23 protein-coding genes and 2 tRNA genes are annotated in these 23,499 nt (G+C 69.7%); 6 read left to right on the forward strand and 19 right to left on the reverse strand.

Annotated features, from left to right (window positions below; translation table 11 throughout):
* Positions 1-121: 121 nt before the first annotated feature.
* Together pknB and EDD29_RS41415 are read left to right on the forward strand one after the other, a co-directional pair.
* Positions 122-2,056, forward strand: coding sequence for a Stk1 family PASTA domain-containing Ser/Thr kinase (pknB, locus tag EDD29_RS41410; protein WP_123669600.1), 1,935 nt, complete (start codon positions 122-124; stop codon positions 2,054-2,056).
* 643 nt (positions 2,057-2,699) lie between these two features.
* A complete protein-coding gene (locus EDD29_RS41415; protein WP_148086271.1) occupies positions 2,700-2,978 on the forward strand; it encodes a hypothetical protein in 279 nt (92 codons plus the stop codon).
* 138 nt (positions 2,979-3,116) lie between these two features.
* Here EDD29_RS41415 and EDD29_RS41420 read toward each other — a convergent pair whose 3' ends face one another.
* The 3 genes from EDD29_RS41420 to EDD29_RS41425 are packed head-to-tail and all read right to left on the reverse strand — an operon-like array spanning position 3,117 to position 4,508.
* Positions 3,117-3,707, reverse strand: a complete 591-nt coding sequence (locus EDD29_RS41420) for an anthranilate synthase component II (protein ID WP_123669602.1) — start codon at positions 3,705-3,707, stop codon at positions 3,117-3,119.
* Complete coding sequence (locus EDD29_RS46045; RefSeq protein WP_170201773.1) at positions 3,694-3,861, reverse strand: hypothetical protein; 168 nt, start codon at positions 3,859-3,861, stop codon at positions 3,694-3,696. Before EDD29_RS46045 ends, EDD29_RS41420 begins: the two co-directional genes overlap by 14 nt.
* Positions 3,861-4,508 carry a class E sortase gene (locus EDD29_RS41425; protein ID WP_123669603.1) on the reverse strand — a complete coding sequence of 216 codons (648 nt, stop codon included), beginning with the start codon at positions 4,506-4,508 and terminating at the stop codon, positions 3,861-3,863. Before EDD29_RS41425 ends, EDD29_RS46045 begins: the two co-directional genes overlap by 1 nt.
* A gap of 146 nt (positions 4,509-4,654) precedes the next feature.
* Between EDD29_RS41425 and EDD29_RS41430 the strand changes: the two genes are divergently transcribed.
* A complete protein-coding gene (locus EDD29_RS41430; RefSeq protein ID WP_123669604.1) occupies positions 4,655-4,912 on the forward strand; it encodes a cell division protein CrgA in 258 nt (85 codons plus the stop codon).
* 163 nt (positions 4,913-5,075) lie between these two features.
* Here EDD29_RS41430 and EDD29_RS41435 read toward each other — a convergent pair whose 3' ends face one another.
* The gene (locus EDD29_RS41435; protein WP_246053275.1) at positions 5,076-5,849 is read right to left on the reverse strand and encodes a rhomboid family intramembrane serine protease; all 774 of its coding nucleotides are present in this window, start codon (positions 5,847-5,849) and stop codon (positions 5,076-5,078) included.
* An 89-nt stretch (positions 5,850-5,938) separates the two neighbouring features.
* The gene (locus EDD29_RS41440) at positions 5,939-6,466 is read right to left on the reverse strand and encodes a peptidylprolyl isomerase (RefSeq protein WP_123669606.1); all 528 of its coding nucleotides are present in this window, start codon (positions 6,464-6,466) and stop codon (positions 5,939-5,941) included.
* Between the two features lie 302 nt (positions 6,467-6,768).
* On the opposite strand from EDD29_RS41440, the gene EDD29_RS41445 reads away from it, so the two are divergent.
* Both EDD29_RS41445 and EDD29_RS41450 read left to right on the forward strand, forming a co-directional pair.
* Positions 6,769-7,194, forward strand: coding sequence for a hypothetical protein (locus EDD29_RS41445; protein ID WP_123669607.1), 426 nt, complete (start codon positions 6,769-6,771; stop codon positions 7,192-7,194).
* Between the two features lie 68 nt (positions 7,195-7,262).
* Complete coding sequence (locus EDD29_RS41450; RefSeq protein ID WP_123669608.1) at positions 7,263-7,994, forward strand: acyltransferase; 732 nt, start codon at positions 7,263-7,265, stop codon at positions 7,992-7,994.
* A 31-nt stretch (positions 7,995-8,025) separates the two neighbouring features.
* On the opposite strand, the gene EDD29_RS41455 is transcribed toward EDD29_RS41450, so the two are convergent.
* The 9 genes from EDD29_RS41455 to EDD29_RS41490 all read right to left on the reverse strand — a co-directional run bounded on the left by EDD29_RS41455 (position 8,026) and on the right by EDD29_RS41490 (position 16,100).
* Positions 8,026-8,811, reverse strand: coding sequence for a polysaccharide deacetylase family protein (locus EDD29_RS41455; RefSeq protein WP_123669609.1), 786 nt, complete (start codon positions 8,809-8,811; stop codon positions 8,026-8,028).
* Positions 8,812-8,974: 163 nt separating this feature from the next.
* Positions 8,975-10,678 (reverse strand): DEAD/DEAH box helicase, encoded by a 1,704-nt coding sequence (locus tag EDD29_RS41460; protein WP_246053276.1) that lies wholly within the window; start codon positions 10,676-10,678, stop codon positions 8,975-8,977.
* A 307-nt stretch (positions 10,679-10,985) separates the two neighbouring features.
* The gene (locus EDD29_RS41465; protein WP_123669611.1) at positions 10,986-12,710 is read right to left on the reverse strand and encodes a choice-of-anchor M domain-containing protein; all 1,725 of its coding nucleotides are present in this window, start codon (positions 12,708-12,710) and stop codon (positions 10,986-10,988) included.
* A 262-nt stretch (positions 12,711-12,972) separates the two neighbouring features.
* Positions 12,973-13,449 (reverse strand): DUF4352 domain-containing protein, encoded by a 477-nt coding sequence (locus EDD29_RS41470; RefSeq protein ID WP_170201774.1) that lies wholly within the window; start codon positions 13,447-13,449, stop codon positions 12,973-12,975.
* Positions 13,450-13,767: 318 nt separating this feature from the next.
* Positions 13,768-13,840 (reverse strand) — tRNA-Ala (locus EDD29_RS41475).
* Positions 13,841-13,934: 94 nt separating this feature from the next.
* A complete protein-coding gene (locus tag EDD29_RS46610; RefSeq protein WP_211360161.1) occupies positions 13,935-14,051 on the reverse strand; it encodes a DLW-39 family protein in 117 nt (38 codons plus the stop codon).
* A 153-nt stretch (positions 14,052-14,204) separates the two neighbouring features.
* On the reverse strand, positions 14,205-14,837 hold the full coding sequence (locus EDD29_RS41480; protein WP_123669613.1) for a TetR/AcrR family transcriptional regulator: 633 nt from the start codon (positions 14,835-14,837) through the stop codon (positions 14,205-14,207).
* A gap of 38 nt (positions 14,838-14,875) precedes the next feature.
* Positions 14,876-15,343, reverse strand: coding sequence for a hypothetical protein (locus EDD29_RS41485; protein WP_148086272.1), 468 nt, complete (start codon positions 15,341-15,343; stop codon positions 14,876-14,878).
* A gap of 64 nt (positions 15,344-15,407) precedes the next feature.
* A complete protein-coding gene (locus EDD29_RS41490; protein WP_123669615.1) occupies positions 15,408-16,100 on the reverse strand; it encodes a Crp/Fnr family transcriptional regulator in 693 nt (230 codons plus the stop codon).
* Positions 16,101-16,715: 615 nt separating this feature from the next.
* Between EDD29_RS41490 and EDD29_RS41495 the strand changes: the two genes are divergently transcribed.
* Positions 16,716-17,861 carry a type III PLP-dependent enzyme gene (locus tag EDD29_RS41495; protein WP_123669616.1) on the forward strand — a complete coding sequence of 382 codons (1,146 nt, stop codon included), beginning with the start codon at positions 16,716-16,718 and terminating at the stop codon, positions 17,859-17,861.
* A 16-nt stretch (positions 17,862-17,877) separates the two neighbouring features.
* On the opposite strand, the gene EDD29_RS41500 is transcribed toward EDD29_RS41495, so the two are convergent.
* From EDD29_RS41500 to gyrA, 5 genes are all read right to left on the reverse strand, one after another.
* Entirely contained in the window at positions 17,878-18,672 is a 795-nt protein-coding gene (locus tag EDD29_RS41500) for a hypothetical protein (RefSeq protein ID WP_148086273.1), read from the reverse strand.
* Positions 18,673-18,762: 90 nt separating this feature from the next.
* The gene (locus EDD29_RS41505; protein WP_123669618.1) at positions 18,763-19,701 is read right to left on the reverse strand and encodes an NADP-dependent oxidoreductase; all 939 of its coding nucleotides are present in this window, start codon (positions 19,699-19,701) and stop codon (positions 18,763-18,765) included.
* Between the two features lie 213 nt (positions 19,702-19,914).
* Positions 19,915-19,988 (reverse strand) — tRNA-Ile (locus EDD29_RS41510).
* A gap of 78 nt (positions 19,989-20,066) precedes the next feature.
* Positions 20,067-20,933, reverse strand: coding sequence for a DUF3566 domain-containing protein (locus EDD29_RS41515; RefSeq protein ID WP_246053277.1), 867 nt, complete (start codon positions 20,931-20,933; stop codon positions 20,067-20,069).
* Entirely contained in the window at positions 20,930-23,443 is a 2,514-nt protein-coding gene (gyrA, locus tag EDD29_RS41525) for a DNA gyrase subunit A (protein ID WP_123669619.1), read from the reverse strand. The genes EDD29_RS41515 and gyrA overlap by 4 nt, the downstream gene beginning before the upstream one ends.
* Between the last annotated feature and the right edge of the window lie 56 nt (positions 23,444-23,499).

Raw genomic sequence — 23,499 nt, forward strand, 5'->3', positions numbered from 1 at the left:
GAGGACGCCGGTAACGATTACCACACCTCCGTCCCTCGCCGAACCCAATCCCGAGAGCACTACCGCTCGGGCGCTAGGTTCGGGTAACAAGGTTTGACTCGGATCGAAGGAACTGGAAGACATGACACAGCCTCGGCTGCTCGGTGGCCGTTACGAGCTCGGTGGGGTCATCGGGCGCGGCGGCATGGCCGAGGTGTTCCGTGCCCGTGACCTTCGCCTTGACCGGACCGTCGCGATCAAGACCCTCCGCACCGACCTGGCCAGGGACGCCACGTTCCAGGCCCGATTCCGCCGTGAGGCGCAGTCGGCGGCGTCGCTGAACCACCCGTCGATCATCGCGGTGTACGACACCGGCGAGGACGACTTCAACGGCCAGCCGATCCCCTACATCGTCATGGAGTTCGTCGAGGGCCACACGCTGCGCGAGCTGATCCGCCCCGAAGGCGGCGGCGAGCGGCGGCTGCGGCCCGAGCGCGCGCTGGAGATCACCGACGGCATCCTGCGCGCCCTCGATTACTCCCATCGCGGCGGGATCATCCACCGCGACATCAAGCCGGCCAACGTCATGCTGACGCGGTCGCACGAGGTCAAGGTGATGGACTTCGGCATCGCCCGCGCGATGTCGGACTCCGCCGCGACCATGACCGCGACCGCCCAGGTGATCGGCACGGCCCAGTACCTGTCGCCCGAGCAGGCCCGCGGCGAGCGCGTCGACGCGCGCAGCGACCTGTACTCCGCCGGCTGCGTGCTCTACGAACTGCTGACCAGCAGGCCGCCCTTCCAGGGCGACTCCCCCGTGGCGATCGCCTACCAGCACGTCCGCGAGGAACCGATCCCGCCGTCGCAGATCGACCCGGAGATCCCGCAGTGGGCCGACCGGATCGTGCTCAAGGCGATGACCAAGGACCCCGCGCACCGCTACCAGAGCGCCTCGGAGTTCCGCGCCGACATCCAGCGGGCCATGCAGGGCGCCCCCGTGGCGTCCCAGTCGACCGCGACCATGGTCGTGCCGCCGATGGCGGGCACCCAGGTGATGGGCGCGGCGCCCGGCGGGCAGACCCGGGTGCAGCCGCCCGTGGGCCCGGCGACCTACGCGGGCCAGAACTACAACGACCTTCCGCCGGTCCGCTACGACGACACCCAGTACGGCAACCGCCCGCAGGGTCCCGGCGGCCCGGGCGGCCGCGCCTCCCACCGCGCCGACGACGACGAGCAGCCCGGTAAGAAGGCGCAGAGCCTCGCGCTGTACGTACTGCTCGGCGTCGTGGTGTTCGGCCTCCTCGCCGGTCTGGTGGCCTGGATGACCAGCGGCGGCGGTGACGACAACAAGACCGACACCGTCACCATCGGCAACGTCTCCGGCCAGTCCGAGAAGGACGCCACGGCCGACCTCGAGTCCGACGGGCTCAAGGTGACGGTCCAGCGGGAGAACAGCGACACCGTCGACACGGGCGACGCGATCCGCACCGACCCCGAGGCGGGCCAGGAGGTGGACGCCGGATCGGCGGTCACCCTGTTCGTCTCGTCCGGCAAGGGCAAGGTGACGATCCCGACGGGCCTCGCCGGCCAGTCGCAGACCGACGTGCAGCGAATCCTCCAGGATCTCGGGCTCGAGGTGAAGATCAAGAACGAGGTCACCTCCGACGCCGAACCCGGCACCGTGCTCAAGACCAACCCGGGCGGCGGTCAGAAGGTCGCCGCGGGCTCCACGGTCACCATCACGGTCGCCAAGGCCGAGGACCTGATCACCATGCCCGACCTTTACCAGATGACCCAGCAGGACGCCCAGGCTGAACTGGAGCGGCTCGGGCTCACCTCGATCCGGTTCATCCAGACGACCCCTGAGGGCGATGTGGCGCCCGGTTCGGTCTTCAAGACCAACCCGGAGGCCGGCGCCCAGGTCAAGAAGGACCAGTCGATCACCGTCTACGTGGCCCAGGACATCGAGACGCCTCCGACCGAGACCACCCCGCCCGTCGACCCCGGGGTGACCACCCCGCCGGTCGAGGACGGCACCGAGGGCGGCCGGACCGACGGCCTCTACCGGGAGCCCTGACCCTGAGAACGCCGGAGCCCCGGACCCTTGAAGGGTCCGGGGCTCCTTTGCGTCTAAGGGGGCTTCCGCCACTCGGGGGCGATGGCGGAAGCCCTCATACGAGTGTTCGTCGCCGGGGACGCGGGTGTTACAGCTTTCTCGTATCCGGTGGAAGGAATCTTCCCCCACGAAGCTCCACCGCCTAACGCGAAGCTGCGCCCGGCGGCGCCGCGACCGGGCGGACTCCGAAGGAACGGTGCCGGCGGCTTCGAACAGCCCCTTCTACCCGGACGGGCTCCGGCGGCCTCCTTATCGCGGGTAGGTACGGCCCCCGCTGCGTGCCCGCCCTCTCGGCACACCGGTACCCGGTCCGGTTCCTGCCACTTCGATCGCTGCGCCATCACCGACCCATGTGATCCGTACCCGGGACCGGACGGGCACAGCCGCTTTCCCCATCTCGGCCCTTTGCATGTGACCAATGATTATCACACGATGAACACACCGAACCGAGAATATGCAGGATGCCGGGCGTTCGACACCACTTGCATTTATCATGGACAAATCAATGCACGAGTGTGATGTAGAACACAAACCCTGGTGCAATTAGCGGCAACCGGAGATGATTTCCCTGTCAGAACGTATACCAATAGCGATTGGGTGCCTTTTGAAGCTGTCACGATTGTTCGCCGCCTCCGTCCTCGCCGCCGGCAGCGTCGTCGCCCTCACCGCGACCCCCGCCCTCGCCGCGGGATGCGACGAGTGGAGCGACTCGAACACCTACGGAACGACGTGCTGGAACACCCCGTACTTCGCCGCCAAGGGCGTCTGCAACAACGGCACCACCGCCACGGGGGCCACCTACACGGGCGGCAGCGGGAAATGGTCGTACGCCTACTGCTCCGGCAGGGGCGGCCTGAACTACGGCTGGCCCTTGGTCTACTAACGGACCGAGGGTGAGAAAGGGGAACTGCTCGATATATTGACGGGCAGATCTCCAGGTCTCGCCGACACAGCAGCCAAGAAGGCGGTCTCTGATTATTTCAGAGGCCGCCTTCTTCCCTTCCGGATACCCGCGCGACCTTCAGGCCAGACCACGGAGCCAGCCCGCGAGCAGTTCCTCGCCGTGCTCGCTGAGGATCGACTCCGGGTGGAACTGGACGCCCTCGACGGGGGAGCTTCGGTGCCGCAGGCCCATCACGACCCCGTCCGACGTCCTCGCGGTGATCTCCAGGACGTCGGGGACGGTCTCGGGGTCGACCGCGAGCGAGTGGTACCGGGTCGCCTTGAAGGGGGAGGGCAGCCCGGCGAAGACGCCGGCGCCGGTGTGGTGGACCTCGCTGGTGTAGCCGTGCACGACGGCCGGCGCGTGGCCCACAGAGGCTCCGTAGGCGTGCGCCAGGGCCTGCATGCCGAGGCAGACGCCCAGGACGGGCCGTCCGGTGTGCTCGGCGTCGCGCAGGAGGTCGAGGCAGATCCCGGTGTCGGCGGGATGCCCGGGGCCGGGGCTGATGAGGATCCCGTCGGCGCCCTCGGCGTCGGCCCGCGTGGTTCGCGCCCGTTCCCGGACGTCACAGTGGGCGCCGAGGGCGAGCAGCGCCTGGACGATGTTGTAGACGAAGCTGTCGCGGTTGTCGACGACGAGGACGCGCGGACGGCCGTCAGGAGCCGTCATGGACGGTGCCGTTGTCGAACTGGAGCATCGGCATCACCGACGGGAAGACCCAGTACCACAGGACCGCCGCGACGATCAGCAGCAGCAGGAAGGAGACCCCGGCCTTCGCGGCGGGGTGCCGGACGGGCAGGTGGCGCCAGATCCACAGGTACATCAGGCCGACTTCCTCTGTTCTTCGGTGACCCGGGGGGTTTGCGAGTCGAGCTCACCGAAGACGATGAGCCGCTGTGCCGCAGAGTACTTCGGATGACAGGTCGTCAGGGTGATAAGCCGGTCTTTGGGCTTTTTGCCCGGATGGAACGGGACGGGCTCGGCCACATCCACCCGATCGGGCGTGACGATCTTGGCATCGGTCACCTTGTACACGTACTGCATGTCCCGGGTGTCGATGAGGATCTTGTCGCCCCTGTCGAGTTCGCCGATCCGGTTGAACGGCGCCGAGTACGTCGTACGGTGCCCGGACACGACGAAGTTGCCCGTCTGGCCCGGCAGCGCCGTGTCCGGGTAGTGCCCGGGACCCTTGCGGAGATCGGGGACCCCGACGCCCTCCACAATGACGAAACGATACTTCTTCCCGAATTTCGGGATACGGATGAGGGCGACGCCGTCACCGAGCTTGATCTTCTCGGTGGTGACCTTCTGGGGTTTCGCCCACTCGCGGTCGAGCTGCTCGTGCAGGCTCTCCTGGGCGTCGGCGGTGTACTGGCCGGTGCCCCAGAGCGTGTAGCAGGCGAAGAGGACGACCACGACCCCGAAGGTCAGGAACAGCTCCCCCAGACCCTTGATGAAGCCGCGGATCATGGCGCCAACCTATCAGCGCCTCTTCCGGCGGCCGCGCCGCGTATCGGACGGCCCCGGACGCTGTGGGCACGGCCGGTCGGCGACTAGACTTCCCACGACTGGATTCCTGCGCGGGCGCGCGACCGCGCACCGCAATAGGAGAAACCGTGGCCAAGTCCAAGACCCGTAAGAAGGCCGTTTACACCCCGCCGGTGCGGGCTGAGCAGGCAGCGGTCTCGCCCCGCTGGCTGGTTCCCGTCATGCTCGCCGCATGGCTGATCGGCCTGGGCTGGATCGCCACCTACTACGTGGCCGCGAGCACAGGCTCGAACGTCCCCCTGATCAGCGACCTCGGCAACTGGAACCTGGGCATCGGCTTCGCCCTCATCATCGTCGGCGTGGTCCTCTCCACCAAGTGGCGCTAGCCCTTACCCACTTTCCCCAGCCCCTAATCCACGACTTTTTCCACAGCCCTGTGGATAACCTCGAGTTATCCACAGGGCTGTGGATGGTGACGCGCGCCCAGCTCGAACCAGAGATGCCTCCCCCGTCCAGGAGACAGGGGAGGCATCTTGGTAAGCCGGGCCGTCAGACCAGATAGGCCGTGCGGGCGTAGATCAGGGCGACGAAGGCCACGAGCAGGAGCACCGAGAAGACCGCCTGGATGAGGGTCTGCTTCGCCCTGGGGGCGTAGACGTAGACCGCGGCGACCACGGCGCCGGTGATGAGGCCGCCGATGTGGCCCTGCCAGCTGATGTTGAAGCCCGGCAGGAACGTGAACACCAGGTTCACGACGATCACCAGGGCGATCGGGCGGATGTCCATCCGCAGCCGACGCGACACCACGAAGATCGCGCCGAACAGGCCGAAGATCGCGCCCGACGCGCCCGCGGTCGGCGTGAGGATCGGCGACGCCCAGTAGACGAGCACGGCGCCGCCCAGCGCGCTCAACGCGTACAGGGTGGCGAACCTGATCCGGCCCAGCGACAGTTCGAGCGCCTGGCCGACCGCCCACAGCGCCCACATGTTGAGCGCGAGATGCGGCAGGCCGTAGTGCAGGAACGCCGAGGTGACCAGACGGTAGTAATCGCCGTCCACCGCGACGTAGTAGGGCCAGAGACTGAAGGCCCGCTCGAACCTGTCGACCCCGTTGCTCGCGTACTCCAGCAGGAACACCGCGACGTTGACCGCGATGAGCCCCCACGTCAGCAGCGGCCTGGTCGCGACCTCGCCCCCGAACCTGCCGGTGGCCTGGCGCACGTCGCGATTGCCCTCGCGCACGCACTCCGGGCACTGGAAGCCGACCGACGCCGGGATCATGCAATCCGGGCAGATCGGCCTGTCGCAGCGGGTGCAGCGCACATACGTCTCCCTACCGGGATGGCGATAGCACTGCGGAGCCTCAGCCGGCTCGGGAGCGGGAGGTTGCTCGGTCACGTCTACGACAACGCCTAGCGGCGCTCGATCGTCACCGACTCCAGCACGACGTCCGTCAGCGGCTTGTCGCCGGCCGCGGTCGGGACCTTGCCGAGGGCCGCCACGACGTCCTGGCCCTCGACGACCTCGCCGAACAGGGTGTGGCCGTCGTTCAGCCACGGGGTCGGGACCGTGGTGATGAAGAACTGCGAGCCGTTCGTGCCCTTGCCCATGCGCTTGCCCGCGTTGGCCATCGCCAGCAGGTAGGGGCGGTCGAACTTGTTCTGCGCGTGGATCTCGTCGTCGAAGTCGTAGCCGGGGCCGCCGACGCCCTTACCGAGCGGGTCGCCGCCCTGGATCATGAAGTTGTCGATGATCCGGTGGAAGATCGTCCCGTTGTACAGGGGCGTCTTGGACTTCACGCCGGTCGCCGGGTGCGTCCACTCGCGCGTGCCCTCGGCCAGTTCCACGAAGTTGGCGACCGTGTTCGGCGCGAGCTCGGGGAACAGCCGGATGACGAACTTGCCCTGGCTGGTGCTGAACGTGGCGAGCGTCTCCGCCATGTGAGGTTCCTCCGTCGTCGGTTTGCTTTGCCTCTCCCGTCATCCTGCCACGCCCGCGTCCCCCCGGACGACGCGGGCCGGAGCCGAACGCGCCCGGATCGTCACCAGGTGTGATGTCCGGGGGGTGGGGAATGGAGGGTTTCAGGACTTAAGTCATCGGGGGAGGAAGCGTGTCCATTCGACTGTCAGTTCGCAGGATTCCCAAGGAGGTCAGCCGGTCTCAGCGCCTCATGGACTATGGCGGTTCCGCCATGTCCCATGCGCGCAGCGGTGCCTCGCACGCGGCGGGATGGATGTCGCCGATGTACGGGAGCACCCGGCGCGTCGCCGCCGACCGCATGCTGGCCACCCGGGGCTGGACCGCTCCGCAGATCAACCGCACGGCCGACTTCTTCGACGACATCATCGCGCCGCGGATCAGCGGCATGATGCACGGCACCGCGCACTGGGTGGAACCACCGCGGCGTCGTCGCGGCACCTCGATGATGTTCGCCGGGGCCGCTCTCTTCGCACTCGGCTGCGCCGCGGCCGGGATCATCGCGGCCCGCCGCCGGAGCCGCCTCGCCGACCTGCTGGAGCCGGAGATCGGCGTCAGCGAACGCGAGTACCACGAGGAGCACCCCTCCGGCACTTACCAGCCCGCGACGGGATACAGCAGCAGCTCCTCCTACGGCGGTCTGGGGCGCGGCGGCGGCACCGGTCATAGCCGCGGCATCGGGCACGACTGACCTGAGGTTTCCGGCTACCCGCCCTACCGGCGGGTAGCCGTTATTTCGGTAACCGGTACCTTTGCCCCATGTTGAAGGATGGGGTACGCAAGCTCGCCGCGGCAGCCGTGCACCGCGCGTACGCATTGGTCCGCCGCCTGGGCGAGATCACCCCCGCCACCCCCGGCGGCAAGCGCTTCCACCACCTGGGCGAAGGCGTCTGCATCGCCTTCCCCCAAGGCGCCATCTTCGGCGACCCGTGGATCTCGATAGGCGCCCACACCCTCATAGGCACCCACGTCTCCATCAGCGCGGGCTTCGTCCCCGATCTGGACCTGGGCCCCGACGTCATCGTGAAGATCGGATCGGCCTGCTCCATCGGCCGCGGCAGCCACATTGTCGGCCACCAGTCCATCGAGATCGGCAAAGACGTCTTCACCGGCCCCTACGTCTACATCACCGACCAGAACCACACCTACGCCGAACTGGACGCCCCCATCGGCCGCCAGTGGCCCGAGAACGCCCCCGTGGAGATCGGCGACGGCTGCTGGCTGGGCACCCAGGCCGTCATCCTCCCCGGCACGAGACTCGGCAAGAACGTCGCCGTCGCGGCCGGCGCCGTCGTCCGCGGCGAATTCCCCGACAACTGCGTCATCGGCGGCATCCCCGCCAAGATCCTCCGCCGCCACGACCCGGACGAAGGCTGGATCCCCCCCATGAAGGACCGCCCGGTCCCGACGGCCGAGGAGCTGGCCCTCCTGGCCCTGAGCATGGAAGGCATGCAGGAACTCCAAGACCGCATGCGCAAGGACCCCGCCTAGGGAGCTCCGCAGCGCGCTCTCACCGGCGGGATCAGCGGCCCATGTACTTCTTGCCGGGTTTGGGCTTGCCGCCGAGGACGTCGGAGACGGTGGCGAGGGTGAGGCCCTTTTTCTTGGCGGCCTTGAGGATGGCCGGGACGGCGTCGACGGTCGTCGGGTGGATGTCGTGCATGAGGATGATGGAGCCGGGGTGGAGGCCGCGGATGGCGCGGCGGGCGACGATCGACGACTTGCGGTCGCGCCAGTCGTCGGTGTCGACGGACCAGATGATCTCGGCCAGGCCGTTGGACTTGGCGATCTTGCCGACGCGGGAGTCGGTGGCGCCGTAGGGCGGGCGCATGAGGGTCGGCTTGAAGCCGAGGATGCGCTCTATGGCCTTGGACGTGCCTTCGACCTCGCGGCGGATCCTGGTGGTGGGCGCCGCGTCGAGCTGGGTGTGGTGCCAGGTGTGGTTGCCGACCTCGTGGCCCTCTTCGATCTCGCGCAGAACGAGGTCGGGGTAGCGCACCACCTGTTCGCCGATGAGGAAGAACGTCACCTTCGCGTCGGCTTCGGCGAGCAGGTCGAGGAGCCGGGCGGTGTGGTCGCCGGGGCCGTCGTCGAAGGTCAGCGCGACGCACTTGTGCTTGGCGCAGTCGGTGACGGGCCGCTGGAAGTCCTTGAGCGGGGCGCGGCTCGGCGAGGCCGCGGGCGTCGCGGACACGACGGGGGCCGCGGTGGGGGTCTTCGGGGCCGCGCCGGAGCCGGGGACCGACCCGGCGGCGAGCAGCAGGGCCGCAGCCGCAAGTGCGACGGCGCTCGCCGGCCTCTCGCCCAAACGCAACAGTTCCCCCGGATGGCTCCGTGGCCCATATGAACCCTTGGAGTCTAGGACCCTTCGGGGCACTCAGGCGCTTCAGCGGGAAAACCAACACATAAGGCCGGAATTCCCCTGGGGGAATCCCGGCCTCATGGACGTTCAGCGCGTGGCGTCAGCCGCGTCAGGCGTTCGTGGACCGCCGCGGACGGCCGCCACCGCTGTGCCGGTTGCCGGCCCGGTGGGGGCGCTCGCCGCCGCCGTTGCCACCGCCGTTGCCGCGGTAGCCGCCCTCGCCGCCGCCGCTGTTGCCGCGGTAGCCACCGCCCTCGCCACCACCGTTGCCGCGGTAGCCGCCTTCGCTGCTGCCGCCGCCGTTGCCGCGGTAGCCGCCGCCACCGCCGCCGTTGCGGTCGCCGCCGCGGTAGCCGCCGCCGCTGTTGTTGTCACGGTCGCCGCGGTAGCCGCCGCCACCGCCGTTGCTGTCGCCCCGGTAGCCGCCGCCGTTGCCGCGCGGCTCGAAGGGACGCCCGCCGTCGTCGCGGCGCGGCCGGCCCTCACCGGAGCCGCCGCCCTCGCCGTCACGGAACCGGCGCGGGGCACCGCGGCGCGGGCCGCGGCCGTAGCCACCGCCGCCGCCCTGACGACGCGCCGGCCGCTTGTCCTGCTCGGGGATGATCGGCTCGGGGATCGGCTCACCCGAAGGCTCGCGCGCGCCGGTCAGCTTCACCAGCGACGGGTCCATCGAGGTGACCTTGAGCCGCTCGGCGTTGATGCCCGCACGGCGCATCATCGACGTGGTCGCCCGCACCTGGTGGGAGAGCACCATCGTCACGACGGTGCCCTTCTCCCCCGCCCGGGCGGTACGGCCGGCGCGGTGCATGTAGTCCTTGTGGTCGGCCGGCGGGTCGACGTGCAGGACGAGGCTCACGTCGTCGACGTGGATGCCGCGCGCGGCGACGTCGGTGGCGACCAGCACGCCGATCCGGCCCTCACGGAACTCCGCGAGGGTGCGGGTGCGCAGATTCTGCGACTTGCCGCCGTGCAGGCCCGCCGCGCGGACGCCGACGGCGGTGAGCTGCTTGGCGATGCGGTCGACGCCGTGCTTGGTGCGGGCGAAGATGATCGTCCGGCCCTCGCGGTTGGCGATCTCCGCGGTGATCGTGTTCTTCTCCTTCGGCGGCACGAGGATCAGGTGGTGCTCCATCGTGTCGACCGGGTCGTCGATCTCGCTCAGCGCGTGGGTGATGGGGTTGTTCAGGTACTTGTTGACCAGAACGTCGACCTCACGGTCCAGCGTCGCGGAGAACAGCATGCGCTGTCCGCCGGGCCGGACCTGGTCGAGGATGTCGGTGACATCGGGCAGGAAGCCCATGTCGGCCATGTGGTCGGCCTCGTCCAGGACGGCGATGCGCACGTCGGACAGGTCGCAGGCGCCCTGGCGCATGAGGTCCTTGAGGCGGCCCGGCGTGGCCACCAGGACCTCGACGCCCCGGCGCAGCGCGTCGATCTGGCGCGGCATCGAGGTCTGCCCGATGACGGTCTTCATGCGCAGGCCGACGGCCCGGCCGAGCGGCTCCAGGTTCGTCTGGACCTGCTGGGCGAGTTCGCGGGTCGGCACGAGGATCAGGCCGAGGGGCTTCTTCGGACGCGCCTGCTGGTGCGCGAGCAGCGTCATCAGCGGGAGGCCGAAGCCGAGGGTCTTGCCGGAGCCGGTCTTGCCCCGGCCGAGGATGTCGCGCCCGTCGAGGGCGTCCGGGATGGACGCGGCCTGGATCGGGAACGGGTGGGTGATGCCCCCGCGAGCCAGGGACTCGACGAGCGCTTCGGGCAGGCCCAGCTCTGCGAACGAGGGGAGGTTCTCCTCATCCGGGGCAGCGTTGGACACAGCAGCGGAGACGTCTGACACGTACAGCCTTCCGAGAGGGGGGCACGTCTCGGGAGGCCCTCGGCACCACGGCCCGCGTGAGCGGGCACGGTACGGGTCGACAAGAGGGTCGCTGCAAGGACGAGCCCGGCGGCCGAGGCAACGGCGCGCCGACATGGTTGCGGTCTAACGCCATGGAAACCGGGCCCTTATGCCCGTGTTTTCCGTGACGACTGCCCAGCATACCCGCCTTGCTCATGGAACCGGACGGCCATACCCCTTGCGACACCTGCCTTGCACCGGCCTCGCAGGGGCCTCGCGTTTGTCCTCAGAACAGCCCGAACCGGCGGTTGACCCCCATCAGCAGGCCCGCACCACAGGTGACCAAGATCACACCGATGCTACCGTAGAGCAGGACCGGAGCACCCGTGTCGGCGAGGCTGTCGTCGTCGGACGCCACGACGCAGGACGGAAGGTCGTCTTCGTCGTAGGCGCCCACCGCGAACGTCAGGACGCCCTCGTCGGAGCCCTGCGACGCCGTCGTGTGGGTGAAGGTCAACTGGTAGACGCCCTCGGCCGTGAAACCCCACGTGCCGTGGCCGTGCTCGCCCGCCGTGAGCTGCCGGGAATCGCCCGCGCCGTCGAAGAGGACCTCGGGGGTGCCGTCCGTGCCGGTCGCGAACAGGACCGCCTTGCCCGGGCCGTCGACCTCGGTGAGCTTCCAGGTGGCCGCCGTGCCCTCCGCGGCCCAGCCGAGGGACGGGACGCCCGACTGCGCCGTCTGCGGGAGCAGCCACGCCTCGTCGCCCGCCTCGCCCAGGAACCCCTGGCCGTCGGGGAGCGCCGTCTTAGCCGCGGCCGGCACCCGCACGACGGCCTCGGCAGGGTCGAGCCAGAGGGACGAGCCGTCCTTGACACCGGACTGGGCCTTGCTGCCGGTGACGCGGACCGCGTAATCGACATCACCATCGGCGATGATCGTGCAGTCGCCGTCGACGGGGTCCTCGTCGGCGTCGTCCGTGGGGGAGCTCGTGGGGGACGGGCTCTCGGTGGGGTCGTCGTCCGGGTCCTGCGGGCCGCCGCCCACCGGGACCGTGTAGGTCACCGGAGCGGACTCGGGGGACGCGGCGTAGTCGAGCTCGTACTTGGGATAGAAGATCGCGGTCAGCTCGTGAGCGCCCTCGGTCAGGGGGAACTCGGCCTTCGCGACGCCCCCCTGGACCGGGACCGGCGCGGTGCCGAGCGCGGTGACGCCGTCGCGGAACTCCACGAAACCCCTGGGGCTGCCGACGAGGCCGGTGATGGCCACGGTCGCGGTCAGCGCGGTCTGCCCGGCCGTCGCGCCGGCGGCCGCGGTCACCGTCGTGGTGGTCGGGGTCTTGGTCGCCGCCGCCTGCGCACCCGCACCTACATAGAAGGTCTGGGTGATCGGCGCGGACTTGAGGGTCCCGGTGGCGGTGGTCGCGCTGACGGTGAAGGACAGGCGGTAGCGGCCCTTGTCGCTGAAGGCCCAGAAATAGTCCTTGTGATCCGCCGTGCCGGGGGTCTGCTTGAACGTCTTGAGGTTCGCGGTCGCATCCGAGGAGAGAACCCGGTCGGCCGCGTCGGCGGTCGCCGGCGACTCGGTGAGGAGCTCGAAGGACCCACCGGCGACGGGGGCCTGCGCGCCGACCAGGTCGACCGTGACGTCGCCCTGCACCCCAGCGCCTGCGAGGCCGGTCAAGGAGACACCAAGGAAGGGTTTCGTCCCCTTGGTCGCCTCCGTGCCGCTGACGAACCAGTCGCCCTTCAGGACACCATCCGCGACGGTGATCTTGTCCGTGTCTTCTGCGGGGATCAGGGCGTCGAGGTCGCCCGCCGCGTAGGTGGCGCCGCCGTCCACGATCGTCGAGACGTCGATCGCGCCCGCGGTGATCTTCGGGCTCAGCAGATCGATGTGCCCGTTCTCGGCGACCTGCGGCTTGACTTCCGTGGGTGGCGCCGCCTGGGCGGGCCAGGCCGTCGCGGCCAGGATGAGCAGACCTCCGCCGAGCGCCCCCAGGACCCTGCGCATCATCCACTCCCCGAACAGTCCGTTCCGACGCGAAGCCCAACCCTAGGGAGCGGCGGCGGCACGTCGAAGAAATCCAGCTATACGACCAGCCGCAACTCTTCCAGCCGGAGCAGCCGAAACACACTCCGCAGAGGGAGATGCACCGATTTGTTATCAGACAGAAACTGGCGGAATGTCGGTAAAACCAATGTTCGGCGAACGGGAGGTTGCGGTCATCTCCGGCGATGCCCCCGCTCCTCCCCGACTCATGACGTGACGAGCGTCACAAACCATCGAGCCTCACCAGAACCCCGTCCGACAACACCGACGCGTGCAACTCGACCCCGTCGGGCCGCGCACCCTTCGGAATGTCATAGACGACGATCCCCTTGAGCCGCTTCCCCGGCCCGATCTCCTCAAGAAGGCTCCGCGCCCGGTCCCCCATCCGCGCCGCGAGCTCCGCATCCCCCTCGTACGCCTTTCCCCCGACGAGCAGTTTCTGCTCTCCCCCGGCGAAGTACAACGGCGTGTCCCCCTCATTCCGCACCGTCACGTACAGGAGCACGAACCTCCCTTGGGCGGTCTCGCCCTTGACCTCCCGTGGCCCCTTCCGGACCTTGGTCACCTTGAACACGACGTCCCCGTCCCGCACCGTCTCCCCGACCCCGCCACCCACCACGACGGGTTTCGTCGCCCCCACCGATTCCCCGCCCGGCCAAGGCCGCTCCCCCACCGCGGAACACCCCACCACCAGCACCACCGCACCCAACACGGCACACAATCCCCGCATGATCCCCACATCTCCCCCCAGCCCCGTTGCCCCCACAATTACACGCCCCGCACCCCTCGCCACCCACACCCGAAACCAAAAAGAACTCTTCCAGTTACCACCCGGTTATCGGTGATGTCACCGGACACATTCCCCAATCCCCTAAACGCAAAAAATCCGCCCCGAACAATGGCTCCCCTCCCCTCTCGCCCGCGACCCCCACGCCCGCCCTCAGGCACCCGGCCGCCCACCGACCCCCACGAACATGACAAAGGGCCCGCCGTCCTGGACGGCGGGCCCTTCACAGGGTGGAGCCATGGGGAATCGAACCCCAGACCTCTTGCATGCAAGGCAAGTGCTCTACCAATTGAGCTATGGCCCCTTGTGCGTGGTCAGCGTACCGGGGGTGCGGGGGTGGTGGGAAATGGGGGCGGCGGCGCCGCGGGTGGCGCGGCGCCGGACCGTCCCGGGGCGCCCTACTCGGCCGACGTGGCCTCGGTCCACAGGTCGAGCTCGGCGCGGTCCTGCTGGAGGCGCTTCCAGACGGCGAAGCCGCCGAGCGCGAGGACGGCGAGCACAAGAAGCTTCTTCATGGCGAGGACCCCTTCACCTTCGACAGTGGGCAAGAACTCAAACCTAGCAACGCCTCGTACACTACCGAACCTGTCGCAGGTCACCTCCGGGGTCACCTTCTCGGCAGGACACAGATCCCTTCTCCTCGGGGCCTTCCGGCGCCCCGCGGGGCGTCAACGGGCGTCAAGGGCACGTTCGAGGCGGGCGAACAGGCGCTCGGCCAGATCGCGCAGGTGGTCGGCCAGCGCGTCGCCGGACTCCCCCGCGGCGATCATCCGCGCGCTGGCCCAGTTCACGGTCCGGAGCACGCCGACGGTCGTCAGCGCGGCCATCCTTACGTCCGGATCATCCGCTTCCTCCCCGTATGCCTCGGCGAAGAGGACGGCGAGAAGGTCTTCCAGCTCCTGGACGACCTCGCGAACCCGGCCCTGCAAGGCCGGCGAATTGTGGATCACCTGGCGGAACGCCGTGAGCCGCTCGTCCCCGAAGCCCGTCACCGGGTCCCGTTCTTCGAGCATCAGCAGGTACTCGTCCTTGAGCGCCTTCAGCGGGGTCGCCCCCTCCGGTCGTTCCCTGACGGCGGAGGCGACGCGTTCGAGGAGGTCCGGGAACCTGTCGAGGAAGAGGTCCTCCTTGCGGGGGAAGTAGTTGAAGACCGTCTTGGCCGACACGTTGGCGACCGCCGCGACCTCGACGACGGTCACCTCGTCGAACCCGCGCTCGAGGAACAGGCCCGTGGCGATGTCGGAGATCAGCTGGCGGGTCTCCCGTTTCTTGCGCTCGCGCAGGCCAGGTTCATGTCGCACGGGCCCAGCCTAAGATCATCGGCCCGTTTCCGGTCCGCTCAGGGCCAGTCCAGCGGGTGAGCCCGCATCGCCGCCACCCCGCCGACCGTCACCGGACGGAACCGCTGGACGGGCAGGACAGGCCGCTCCAAGGCCCTCAGATCCTCGAAGAGACGACCGGAGATCACGACCGAGCAGGGACTGGCGAAACGAGCTCGGCCGAGGTCTCGCACGGTCTCAAGGCCCGGGCCGCGGAACTGGCCGTCCACGAGGGAGGCGAGTCCTTCGTGCAGCGCGAGGACGAGGGGCCCGCCGCCCGCGCACAGCGCCTCCCGCACGGTCTCGACCATCGCGCCGAGCAGGTCGGGTTCGTCGACGCCCGGGGGGAGCACCCCCGTGCGCAGTCCGGGCTCCGCGTCGTTCCACAGCGTCCGGTCGAAGGGCGGAAGGTCGATCAGCCCGGGCACCGGAATGTCGACCGCCAGCGCCAAGGTCACCCGTCTGATCCCGCCCACCGGTCGGCTCATCCGACGATGGTCGCGCCGACCGGTGGGGGAGACTCCCTCGTTGCAGGGGTTTGTGCCGGGCGGCTCAGTTCCCGTGCCAGAGGGACCTGAGCTTGGCGACGTCGAGGACGGTGATCCGCCGCCAGCTCGTCCGGATCAGCCCGGCCTGGCGGAACTCGTTGAGCACGCGTTCGGTGGTCGCCTCGCCGGCCCCGGCGAGCCCGCCCAGCTCGAACTGGCTGAGCGGCAGCCCTACGACGACGCCGTCGGGGGAGTCCTCCCCGTACCGTTCGACGAGTTCGCAGAGCAGCCGCGCCAGCCGTTCCCGCGCGCCCCATGCCTTCGCCTCGACCCTTCGCTCGGTGGAGGTGCGCATCTTGGCGAGGAGACTGGCGATGACCTTGCCACGGGTGTCCGGGTGGTCGGCGAGGAACGTCTCGATGGCCGACTTGCCTATCCGGACGGCCACCACCGTGTTGATCGCGGTGACGGTGGCCGTCCTGGGGCCTCCGTCGAGGAGGGCGAACTCCCCGATGAGGTCGCCCCGGGAACGGATCGCCAGGACGGTGTGGCTTCCGTCCGCGGTGTCGACGGTGACCTTGGCGAAGCCGTCGAGAAGGATGTACAGAACGTCGTTGTCCTCGGCGCCTTGGAGCACCAGGACCGCCTTGTGCGGGAACTCGACTTTTGTGCCGAGGTGAAGGAGTTCTCTCCGCTCCTGTTCGGTGAGGGTCCCTATGAGGCTGCTCGTCGGCCAGGTGCCTGAGCGTTCGGCCATCAGCGTCGCCCTTCCGGTTCGGGCTTCGCCTCGGCGTGTACGGCGGTGTGCTTCAGGGAGGGGGTGGCGGTCGTCGGTCCTGCGCCGGGAAAGCCGATCCGGCCTCGGCTTTCCGCAACGCGGGACACGCACGCCCGGCGTGTCCGGGTCATGGTCTCCTCAGGGTCGGGGGGTGACCCCCGCCTCGGGGTCCGGACGGCCTGCCCCAGCCCTCCGGCCTCCCGGTCCGGCCCGTCGGGCGCCGCCCCCAGCGCTCGCCGGCCCGCACATCGGCGGGATTCCTGGGGCCATCGTGTCACGAATAAAACTGATTTCACCGGCCATCTTTGCGAAAGGACGATAAATCCCCTGTGGCCGTAGTTAAGGCACTGAGTGTCTTTGAATGGGCCATCTGGAAAACGTTATAGATCATGAAGAATCCCCCGGATGAGGGAGTCTCCAGCGACCGCGCGACCCATCCTCGGGGACGTGCCGGAGGCGGCAGGGGGCCGCGTCCCACGGGGGCAGGGTCGGCGGGGCGTGCCGGGAGCCGGCCCGCCGGCCCGAACACGGCGTGCCGCGCGGCCGGGCGGAAGCGGCATGATCGGAGGGTCGGTACGCGGAGGGGGAGGCGGTATGGCGGTGGGGGTCGACGGGTTCTCGGCGGGGCTGGGGGAGGAGCGGCTGCCCGCGTACGTGTACGACGTCTCCGGGCTGGGGGAGTACGTCCGTGAGATCGTCGCGGCGCTCGCGGACGGGCCCGAGGTGTTCTACGCCGCGAAGGCGAACGCCGACGCGCCCGTGCTGCGCGCCGTGGCCGCCGAGGTCGCCGGGATAGAGGTCGCCAGCGGGGGAGAGCTGGAGCACGTCAGACGGCTTCTGCCGGACGCGCGGATCGCGTTCGGCGGCCCGGGGAAGACCGACCGGGAGCTGCGCCTCGCAGCCCGGCTCAAGGCCGAGCGCGTCCATGTGGAGAGCCCTTACGAGCTGCGCAGGCTCGCGGAGGCCGCCGAAGGGGAGGGGCGCGACCTCGACGTGCTGCTGCGCGTCAACCTCGCGGGGGACAGGGCGGGGGCCGCCCTGGCGATGAGCGGCCCCTTCGGCATGGACCCCGGGCTGATCGCCGACTGCCTCCCGATCCTGGCCGCCGCGCCGCGGCTGCGGCTGCGCGGCGTGCACGCGCACCTGGCGTCCGGCCTCGACGTGCCCGCGCTCGTCGCGCAGCAGCGGGAGATCCTGGACTGGGCGCGGCCTTGGCTGGCCCGTGCGGGCGTCACCCTTCCCGAGATCAATCTCGGCGGAGGCATGGCCGTCGATTACGCGCGCCCCGAGGCACGCTTCGACTGGGCCGCCTACGGCAAGGCGTTGTCTTCACTCGCTCTTCCCGGCGAGACCTTGCGCGTCGAGCCTGGACGGGCGCTGACGGTCCACCACGGCTGGTACGTCACGGACGTCCTGGACGTGAAGACCGCCCACGGACGTGCCTATGCCGTCGTCCGCGGCGGCACCCATCACCTGCGCACTCCCGCGACGAAGAACCACGACCAGCCCTTCCGTGTCCTCCCCGGTCCCCGTCACGCCGACGCGCCTTCCGTGCGGGACACGGCCGTCACCCTCGTCGGCCAGCTCTGCACGCCGAAGGACGTCCTCGCCCGCGACATCCCCCTGCCGCGCCTCTCTGTGGGCGACCGGGTCGTCTTCGCCATGGCCGGCGCCTACGCCTGGAACATCTCGCACCACTCCTTCCTCATGCACCCGGAGCCGTCCTTCCACTACCTCTGACGGCCTGCCCTCCCCGTCAGGACGGGTCGGGGGCCGGGGCCGCGGAGTTCGGCAGCCCGATCGTCGGGCAGAACGCGCGGGCGCGGACCGCGTCGCGCCGGGTCGCCGCCCGGGAGTTCGCGAGCGCCTGCGACGAGGCGGCCTCCATCGCAGAGGAGCCGAAACCCCCGACGCCGAAACCACCGCCGAACCCGGACCCGCCGAAGGGCGACGACCCGATGTTGCCGATCACCGCCATCGACGACACGTGCGACCGGCGCATCGTGTCGGAGGCGAGCACGGAGTTCAGCTGGCTCCGCTGCCGCATCCGCAGCATCGCCCGCGCCGCGAGCACCCCCTGCCCGTCGGCGGTCCGGGTCGGCAGCGCGCTCTGCGGCACCTCGGTCGGCGAACTGTCCTTGCGCCCGATGTTCTCCCCGATCATCATCATCGTGTCGTGGTCGACGCAGGCCCGCTCGGCATGGATCCACCGGAGCTCCTCAAGATCCGCAGGAGACACCGCGATCCTCCGGTGCACCTCCCGGTACCCCTCGGCCCCGGTCAGCGCCCTGAGACCCGTCTCATGCCCCGCGACGACGCAGTCGTTCCATCCGACCGCCACCGCCGCCGCCAGATGCGCGAGCCCTTCGCCGCCGTCCCCGCGCCGCCCGGCGAGGTCCGCGAGCAGCACCCGCACCAGCCCCTCCATCCACCGCGGTCCGCGCGCGACGACCTGCGGCAGCAACCCCTCGAGGTCCCGCCTCCCCTGCTCGTGGTCCCCGCTGATCACCGAGCCGCAAGCCCCGTACAAGTCCTCGAATCCCATCTCCATGCCACCCCACGCTAGGCATGGGATGTCCGCCCCGACCGTGAGCGGCGTCCCGCCCTGCCCGGGACTCCGCCCGTGCCTCGCCGTGGTTCCCTACGGAACGAGGACGAGCCGCCCTCTGAGGCCGCCCTTGGCAAGGCGCGCGTGAGCCTGAGCGGCCTCGTGCAGGGGGAGGGTGTCCGCGACCCGAAGGGTGAGGCTCCCCGAGGCGGCCAAAGCCGAGAGCTCGGCGAGCCGGTCGGCGTCGGCGGTGATCCAGACGTTCGCGACCCGGATCCCGCGCAGCCCGACGGGCGCGGCCCCGCCCACGACCGCGACGAAAGCACCCCGGTTCCGGACGCCGCCCAGCGCGCGGACGCCGAGGGACGCCGCATCGAGGGCGCCGTCGACCCCGCCCGGGACGAGCGCGCGGACGGCCTCAGCAAGGTCGGCGATCGAACGCGGGACGGTCCACGCGGCACCCAGCGCCCGGACCAGGTCCGTGTCGGCCTCGTCCGCGACCGCCACGACGCGCAACCCGCGCGCGGCGGCCAGTTCCACGGCGAAGCCCCCGACCGCCCCCGCCGCACCCGTCACGAGGAGGGTGCCGCCCTCGGGCAGGTCGAGCAGGTCGAGTGCCTGGGCGGCGGTCGACGCGTTGAGCGGCAGGGTCGCCGCCTCGACGGGGGAGACGCCCACCGGGGCGGAGGCGATCGCCGCCGCGTCCAGGACGACGTACTCGGCGTGCGTCCCGAGCGGCACGTCGAGCCGGTCGGCGAGCCCGATGACGCGCTCTCCCGCCCGATGCCCCGAGACGCCCTCCCCGACGGCGTCGATGACCCCCGCGACGTCCCACCCGAGACCGATGACGTCCCGGCCCGCCATGAGCCCGGCCTCCGCGAGCAGCCCCGCCCGGATCGCGGCGTCGACCGGGTTGACCGCGGCCGCCTCCACCCGGATCCGGACCTGTCCAGGGCCCGGCACGGGCACGGCGACGTCCGCGATCTCCACGACCTCGGGACCGCCGAACGCTCGGATGACTGCGGCACGCATGCTTCCTCCTGGTGATCCGCCTGATCGACAGGCCCAACCTAGGAGGAGCCGCTCTCCCTCGGTAAGTAGGCACCTGAAGGTGAGTAACCCACGAGCAAGTGCCCGGGAGACCCGGTGCGCACGGCTGACTGCCCGGGGCGCGCGGCCAAGGGGACAAAAGCAAGAAGGCCGCTTCCCTTTGCGGGAAACGGCCTGTCTCATAAAACTTCCGGGTGGGCGTACCAGGACTTGAACCTGGGGCCTCATCCTTATCAGGGATGCGCTCTAACCGACTGAGCTATACGCCCGGGGCGTTGCCTTGAGGGGTTTCTTCCTCGGCGACGAGAAGTGAGATTACCCCATCGTGGCGGGCAACGCGAACTGGATTACTCGGCCTCCTTGAGGGTGACCTCCACGCCGCCGACGAAGTCGGACGCGAGGTTGTAGATCACCGAGCCGACCGTCGCCAGAGCGGTGATGAGCAGCACGTTCAGGGCGCCGATGAGCGCCGTGTAGCCGAGGATGCGGCCCGCGGTGAACCAGCTCCCCGCGCCCGCTCCGTCGGACCCCGTGGTCTCGTTGATCGCCTCGGTGATCGAGTCGAACACGCCGAGCCCCGCGAGGATCATGTAGAGCACGGTGACCGCGACGAAGAGCACGACGAAGCACACGAGCGACATGATGAAGCTGAACTTCATCACCGACCACGGCTCGAACCGCGAGATCTGGAGATGCGCCCGGCGCGGGTTCTTGCCGTCCGCGCCCCCGCCGGAGGTCGCGGCGGCCCTCAGCTTCGCGCTGAGCGCCTGCGCGGCCGACGCCACGGGTCGGTCCGTCGACGGCTGCCCGGCGGGCACCGCGGCCGCACCGAGCGGCAGCGGCGCCGCCGCGACGGCCGGGGCCGGGCCGAACGCCGGAGCGCCCGCCCGGTCCGCGAACACCGAGGTCGCCGGCTCGGCGGCCGTCGCCCACGGCGGGTCGATGACCGTCTCGGTGGCTCCCGCGGAGTCCGCACCGTTGGCGGCGACCTTGTCCATAGTGCCTGCCTTATCCGCCTCGGCGGGGCCGTCCGCGACCGCGGCGGCGGCCTCCACGACGTTCGCCGCGGCGCCGTCCTTCGCCAGATCGACCTGGGTTTCGGCCTTGCCGGGATCCGCCTGCGCGGCCGCGGCCTCGCCGGTCACCGAGCCCCCGGCCGCGCCGCCCTCGGGCGGACCGCCGGCCCTGTTCTCGTTCCTAGAGGTCGTGCTCACGAGCTCTCATTTCCCTCGTCCCCCGGCTCGGCGTCCGCGGAGTCCTCGATCGACTCTACGTTCCTCGCGATGGCGACCACGACGTCGCCCTCCGCGAGGTTGACGAGCCGGACGCCCATGGTCTGACGTCCGGACTGCTTGATCTCCCCGGCGCTGGTGCGGATGACACCACCGCTGGAGGTCATAGCAAATACCTCGTCTTCCGGTCGGACCATAAGGGCTCCGACCAGCCTGCCGCGAGTTTGCACGATCTTAGCGGTCAGCACACCCTTGCCACCGCGTCCCTGAACGGGGTACTGCTCGGCCGGGGTCCGCTTGGCATAGCCGCCTTCGGTAGCCACGAGGACCTCTTCGTCGGCGCCCTCTCGGATGACGTGGAGGTCGAGCACCTCCGCGCCTTCCTCGAACCGCATCCCGATGACGCCGCGGGTGTCGCGGCCCATCGGCCGCAACTGGTCGTCGTCGGCCTTGAAGCGGATCGACTGGGCCGCCGTGGAGACCATGAGGATGTCGTCGTCGGGGGAGACCAGACGGGCCGCGATGACCTCGTCGTCGTCCTTGAGGTCGATCGCGATGAGCCCGGCCGCGCGCGGCGAGTCGTACGCCGACAGGGTCGTCTTCTTCACCATGCCCGCCTTGGTCGCGATGACCAGGTACGGGGAGACCTCGTAGTCGCGCAGGGTCATGACCTGGGCGATCTTCTCGTCCGGCTGGAACGCCAGGAGGTTCGCGACGTGCTGGCCGCGCGCGTCCCGGCCGCTGTCCGGCAGCTCGTAGGCCTTGGCCCGGTAGACGCGGCCCTTGTTGGTGAAGAACAGGATCCAGTTGTGCGTCGAGGTCACAAAGAAGTGCTCGACGATGTCGTCCTGCTTGAGCTGCGCGCCGCGCACGCCCTTGCCGCCGCGCCGCTGCGCGCGGTACTGGTCGGTCCGGGTGCGCTTGGCGTAGCCGGCGCGGGTGATGGTGACGACCACGTCCTCTTCGGCGATGAGGTCCTCGATGGACATGTCGCCGTCGAAGGGGATGATCGCGGTCCTGCGCTCGTCGCCGAACTTCTCGACGATCGCGGCGAGTTCCTCGGCGACGATGGAGCGCTGCCGCTCCGGCGAGGACAGGATGTCGTTGTAGTCGGAGATCTCCGCCATCAGCGACTCGTACTCGTCGAGGATCGCCTGGCGCTCCAGGGCGGCGAGCTTGCGCAGCTGCATGTCGAGGATCGCGCGCGCCTGGATCTGGTCGATCTCCAGGAGGTTCATCAGGCCCTGCTCGGCGTCGGACGCCGACGCGCTCGCGCGGATGAGCGCGATGACCTCTTCGATCCGGTCGAGGGCCTTGAGCAGGCCGCGCAGGATGTGGGCGCGCTCCTCGGCCTTGCGCAGCAGGAAGCGGGTGCGCCGGACGATGACCTCGATCTGGTGGGTCACCCACGAGCGCACGAACTGGTCGAGGCGCAGCGTGCGCGGCACGCCGTCGACCAGCGCGAGCATGTTCGCGCCGAAGGTCTCCTGGAGCTGCGTGTGCTTGTACAGGTTGTTGAGGACGACCTTGGCGACGGCGTCGCGCTTGAGCACGATGACCAGGCGCTGGCCGGTGCGGCCGGAGGTCTCGTCCTTGACGTCGGCGATGCCGGTCAGCTTGCCCTCGCGGACCAGCTCGGCGATCTTCAGCGCCAGGTTGTCCGGGTTGACCTGGTACGGCAGAGAGGAGACGACCAGGCAGGTACGGCCCTGGATCTCCTCGACCTCGACCTCGGCCCGCATGGTGACGGAGCCGCGGCCGGTCCGGTAGGCGTCCTCGATGCCCCGGCGGCCGACGATGAGGGCGCCCGTGGGGAAGTCCGGGCCCTTGATGCGCTCGATCAGCGCGTCGAGCAGTTCCTCGTCGGTGGCGCCGAAGTTCTCCAGGTACCACTTGACGCCGTCGGACACCTCGCGCAGGTTGTGCGGCGGGATGTTGGTGGCCATGCCGACCGCGATGCCGGCCGAGCCGTTGACGAGCAGGTTCGGGAACCGCGACGGCATGACGTCGGGTTCCTGCTGCTTGCCGTCGTAGTTGGGGGAGAAGTCGACGGTTTCCTTGTCGATGTCCCGCAACAGCTCCATGGCCAGCGCGGCCATTCGGCATTCGGTGTAACGCATGGCCGCAGCCGGGTCATTACCCGGTGAACCGAAGTTCCCCTGGCCGTCGACCATCGGGTACCGCATCGACCAGGGCTGGGCGAGACGGACAAGGGCGTCATAGATGGAGGAGTCACCATGCGGGTGGTAGGAACCCATGACATCGCCGACGACGCGCGCGCACTTGAAGTAGCCGCGGTCGGGCCGGTAGCCGCCGTCGTACATCGCGTACAGAACACGCCGGTGCACCGGCTTGAGCCCGTCCCGCACGTCGGGAAGGGCCCGCCCCACGATGACCGACATCGCGTAGTCGAGATAGCTCTTGGCCATCTCGTCCTGGATGTCGACCGGTTCGATCCGGTCGTGCTGGCCCTCGCTGGTCACCTCGGTCACTGCGAAACCTCTTCTACTGCGTCATGAAGTAAGGAAACGGTCTGGGGACCCGGCCG

The sequence above is a fragment of the Actinocorallia herbida genome (assembly GCF_003751225.1).
In the GTDB taxonomy this organism is placed as follows: domain Bacteria; phylum Actinomycetota; class Actinomycetes; order Streptosporangiales; family Streptosporangiaceae; genus Actinocorallia; species Actinocorallia herbida.

What these genes read in the sequence shown, in the direction of transcription:
- EDD29_RS41445 (WP_123669607.1), top strand. Translation starts at nt 6,769, where the DNA reads ATGTACGGGAGCACCCGGCGCGTCGCCGCCGACCGCATGCTGGCCACC.
- EDD29_RS41485 (WP_148086272.1), bottom strand. Translation starts at nt 15,343, where the DNA reads ATGAGCCGACCGGTGGGCGGGATCAGACGGGTGACCTTGGCGCTGGCG.
- EDD29_RS41420 (WP_123669602.1), bottom strand. Translation starts at nt 3,707, where the DNA reads ATGACGGCTCCTGACGGCCGTCCGCGCGTCCTCGTCGTCGACAACCGC.
- pknB (WP_123669600.1), top strand. Translation starts at nt 122, where the DNA reads ATGACACAGCCTCGGCTGCTCGGTGGCCGTTACGAGCTCGGTGGGGTC.
- EDD29_RS41495 (WP_123669616.1), top strand. Translation starts at nt 16,716, where the DNA reads ATGGCGGTGGGGGTCGACGGGTTCTCGGCGGGGCTGGGGGAGGAGCGG.
- EDD29_RS41490 (WP_123669615.1), bottom strand. Translation starts at nt 16,100, where the DNA reads ATGGCCGAACGCTCAGGCACCTGGCCGACGAGCAGCCTCATAGGGACC.
- EDD29_RS46045 (WP_170201773.1), bottom strand. Translation starts at nt 3,861, where the DNA reads ATGTACCTGTGGATCTGGCGCCACCTGCCCGTCCGGCACCCCGCCGCG.
- EDD29_RS46610 (WP_211360161.1), bottom strand. Translation starts at nt 14,051, where the DNA reads ATGAAGAAGCTTCTTGTGCTCGCCGTCCTCGCGCTCGGCGGCTTCGCC.
- EDD29_RS41425 (WP_123669603.1), bottom strand. Translation starts at nt 4,508, where the DNA reads ATGATCCGCGGCTTCATCAAGGGTCTGGGGGAGCTGTTCCTGACCTTC.
- EDD29_RS41500 (WP_148086273.1), bottom strand. Translation starts at nt 18,672, where the DNA reads ATGGAGATGGGATTCGAGGACTTGTACGGGGCTTGCGGCTCGGTGATC.
- EDD29_RS41465 (WP_123669611.1), bottom strand. Translation starts at nt 12,710, where the DNA reads ATGCGCAGGGTCCTGGGGGCGCTCGGCGGAGGTCTGCTCATCCTGGCC.
- EDD29_RS41505 (WP_123669618.1), bottom strand. Translation starts at nt 19,701, where the DNA reads ATGCGTGCCGCAGTCATCCGAGCGTTCGGCGGTCCCGAGGTCGTGGAG.
- EDD29_RS41440 (WP_123669606.1), bottom strand. Translation starts at nt 6,466, where the DNA reads ATGGCGGAGACGCTCGCCACGTTCAGCACCAGCCAGGGCAAGTTCGTC.
- EDD29_RS41450 (WP_123669608.1), top strand. Translation starts at nt 7,263, where the DNA reads ATGTTGAAGGATGGGGTACGCAAGCTCGCCGCGGCAGCCGTGCACCGC.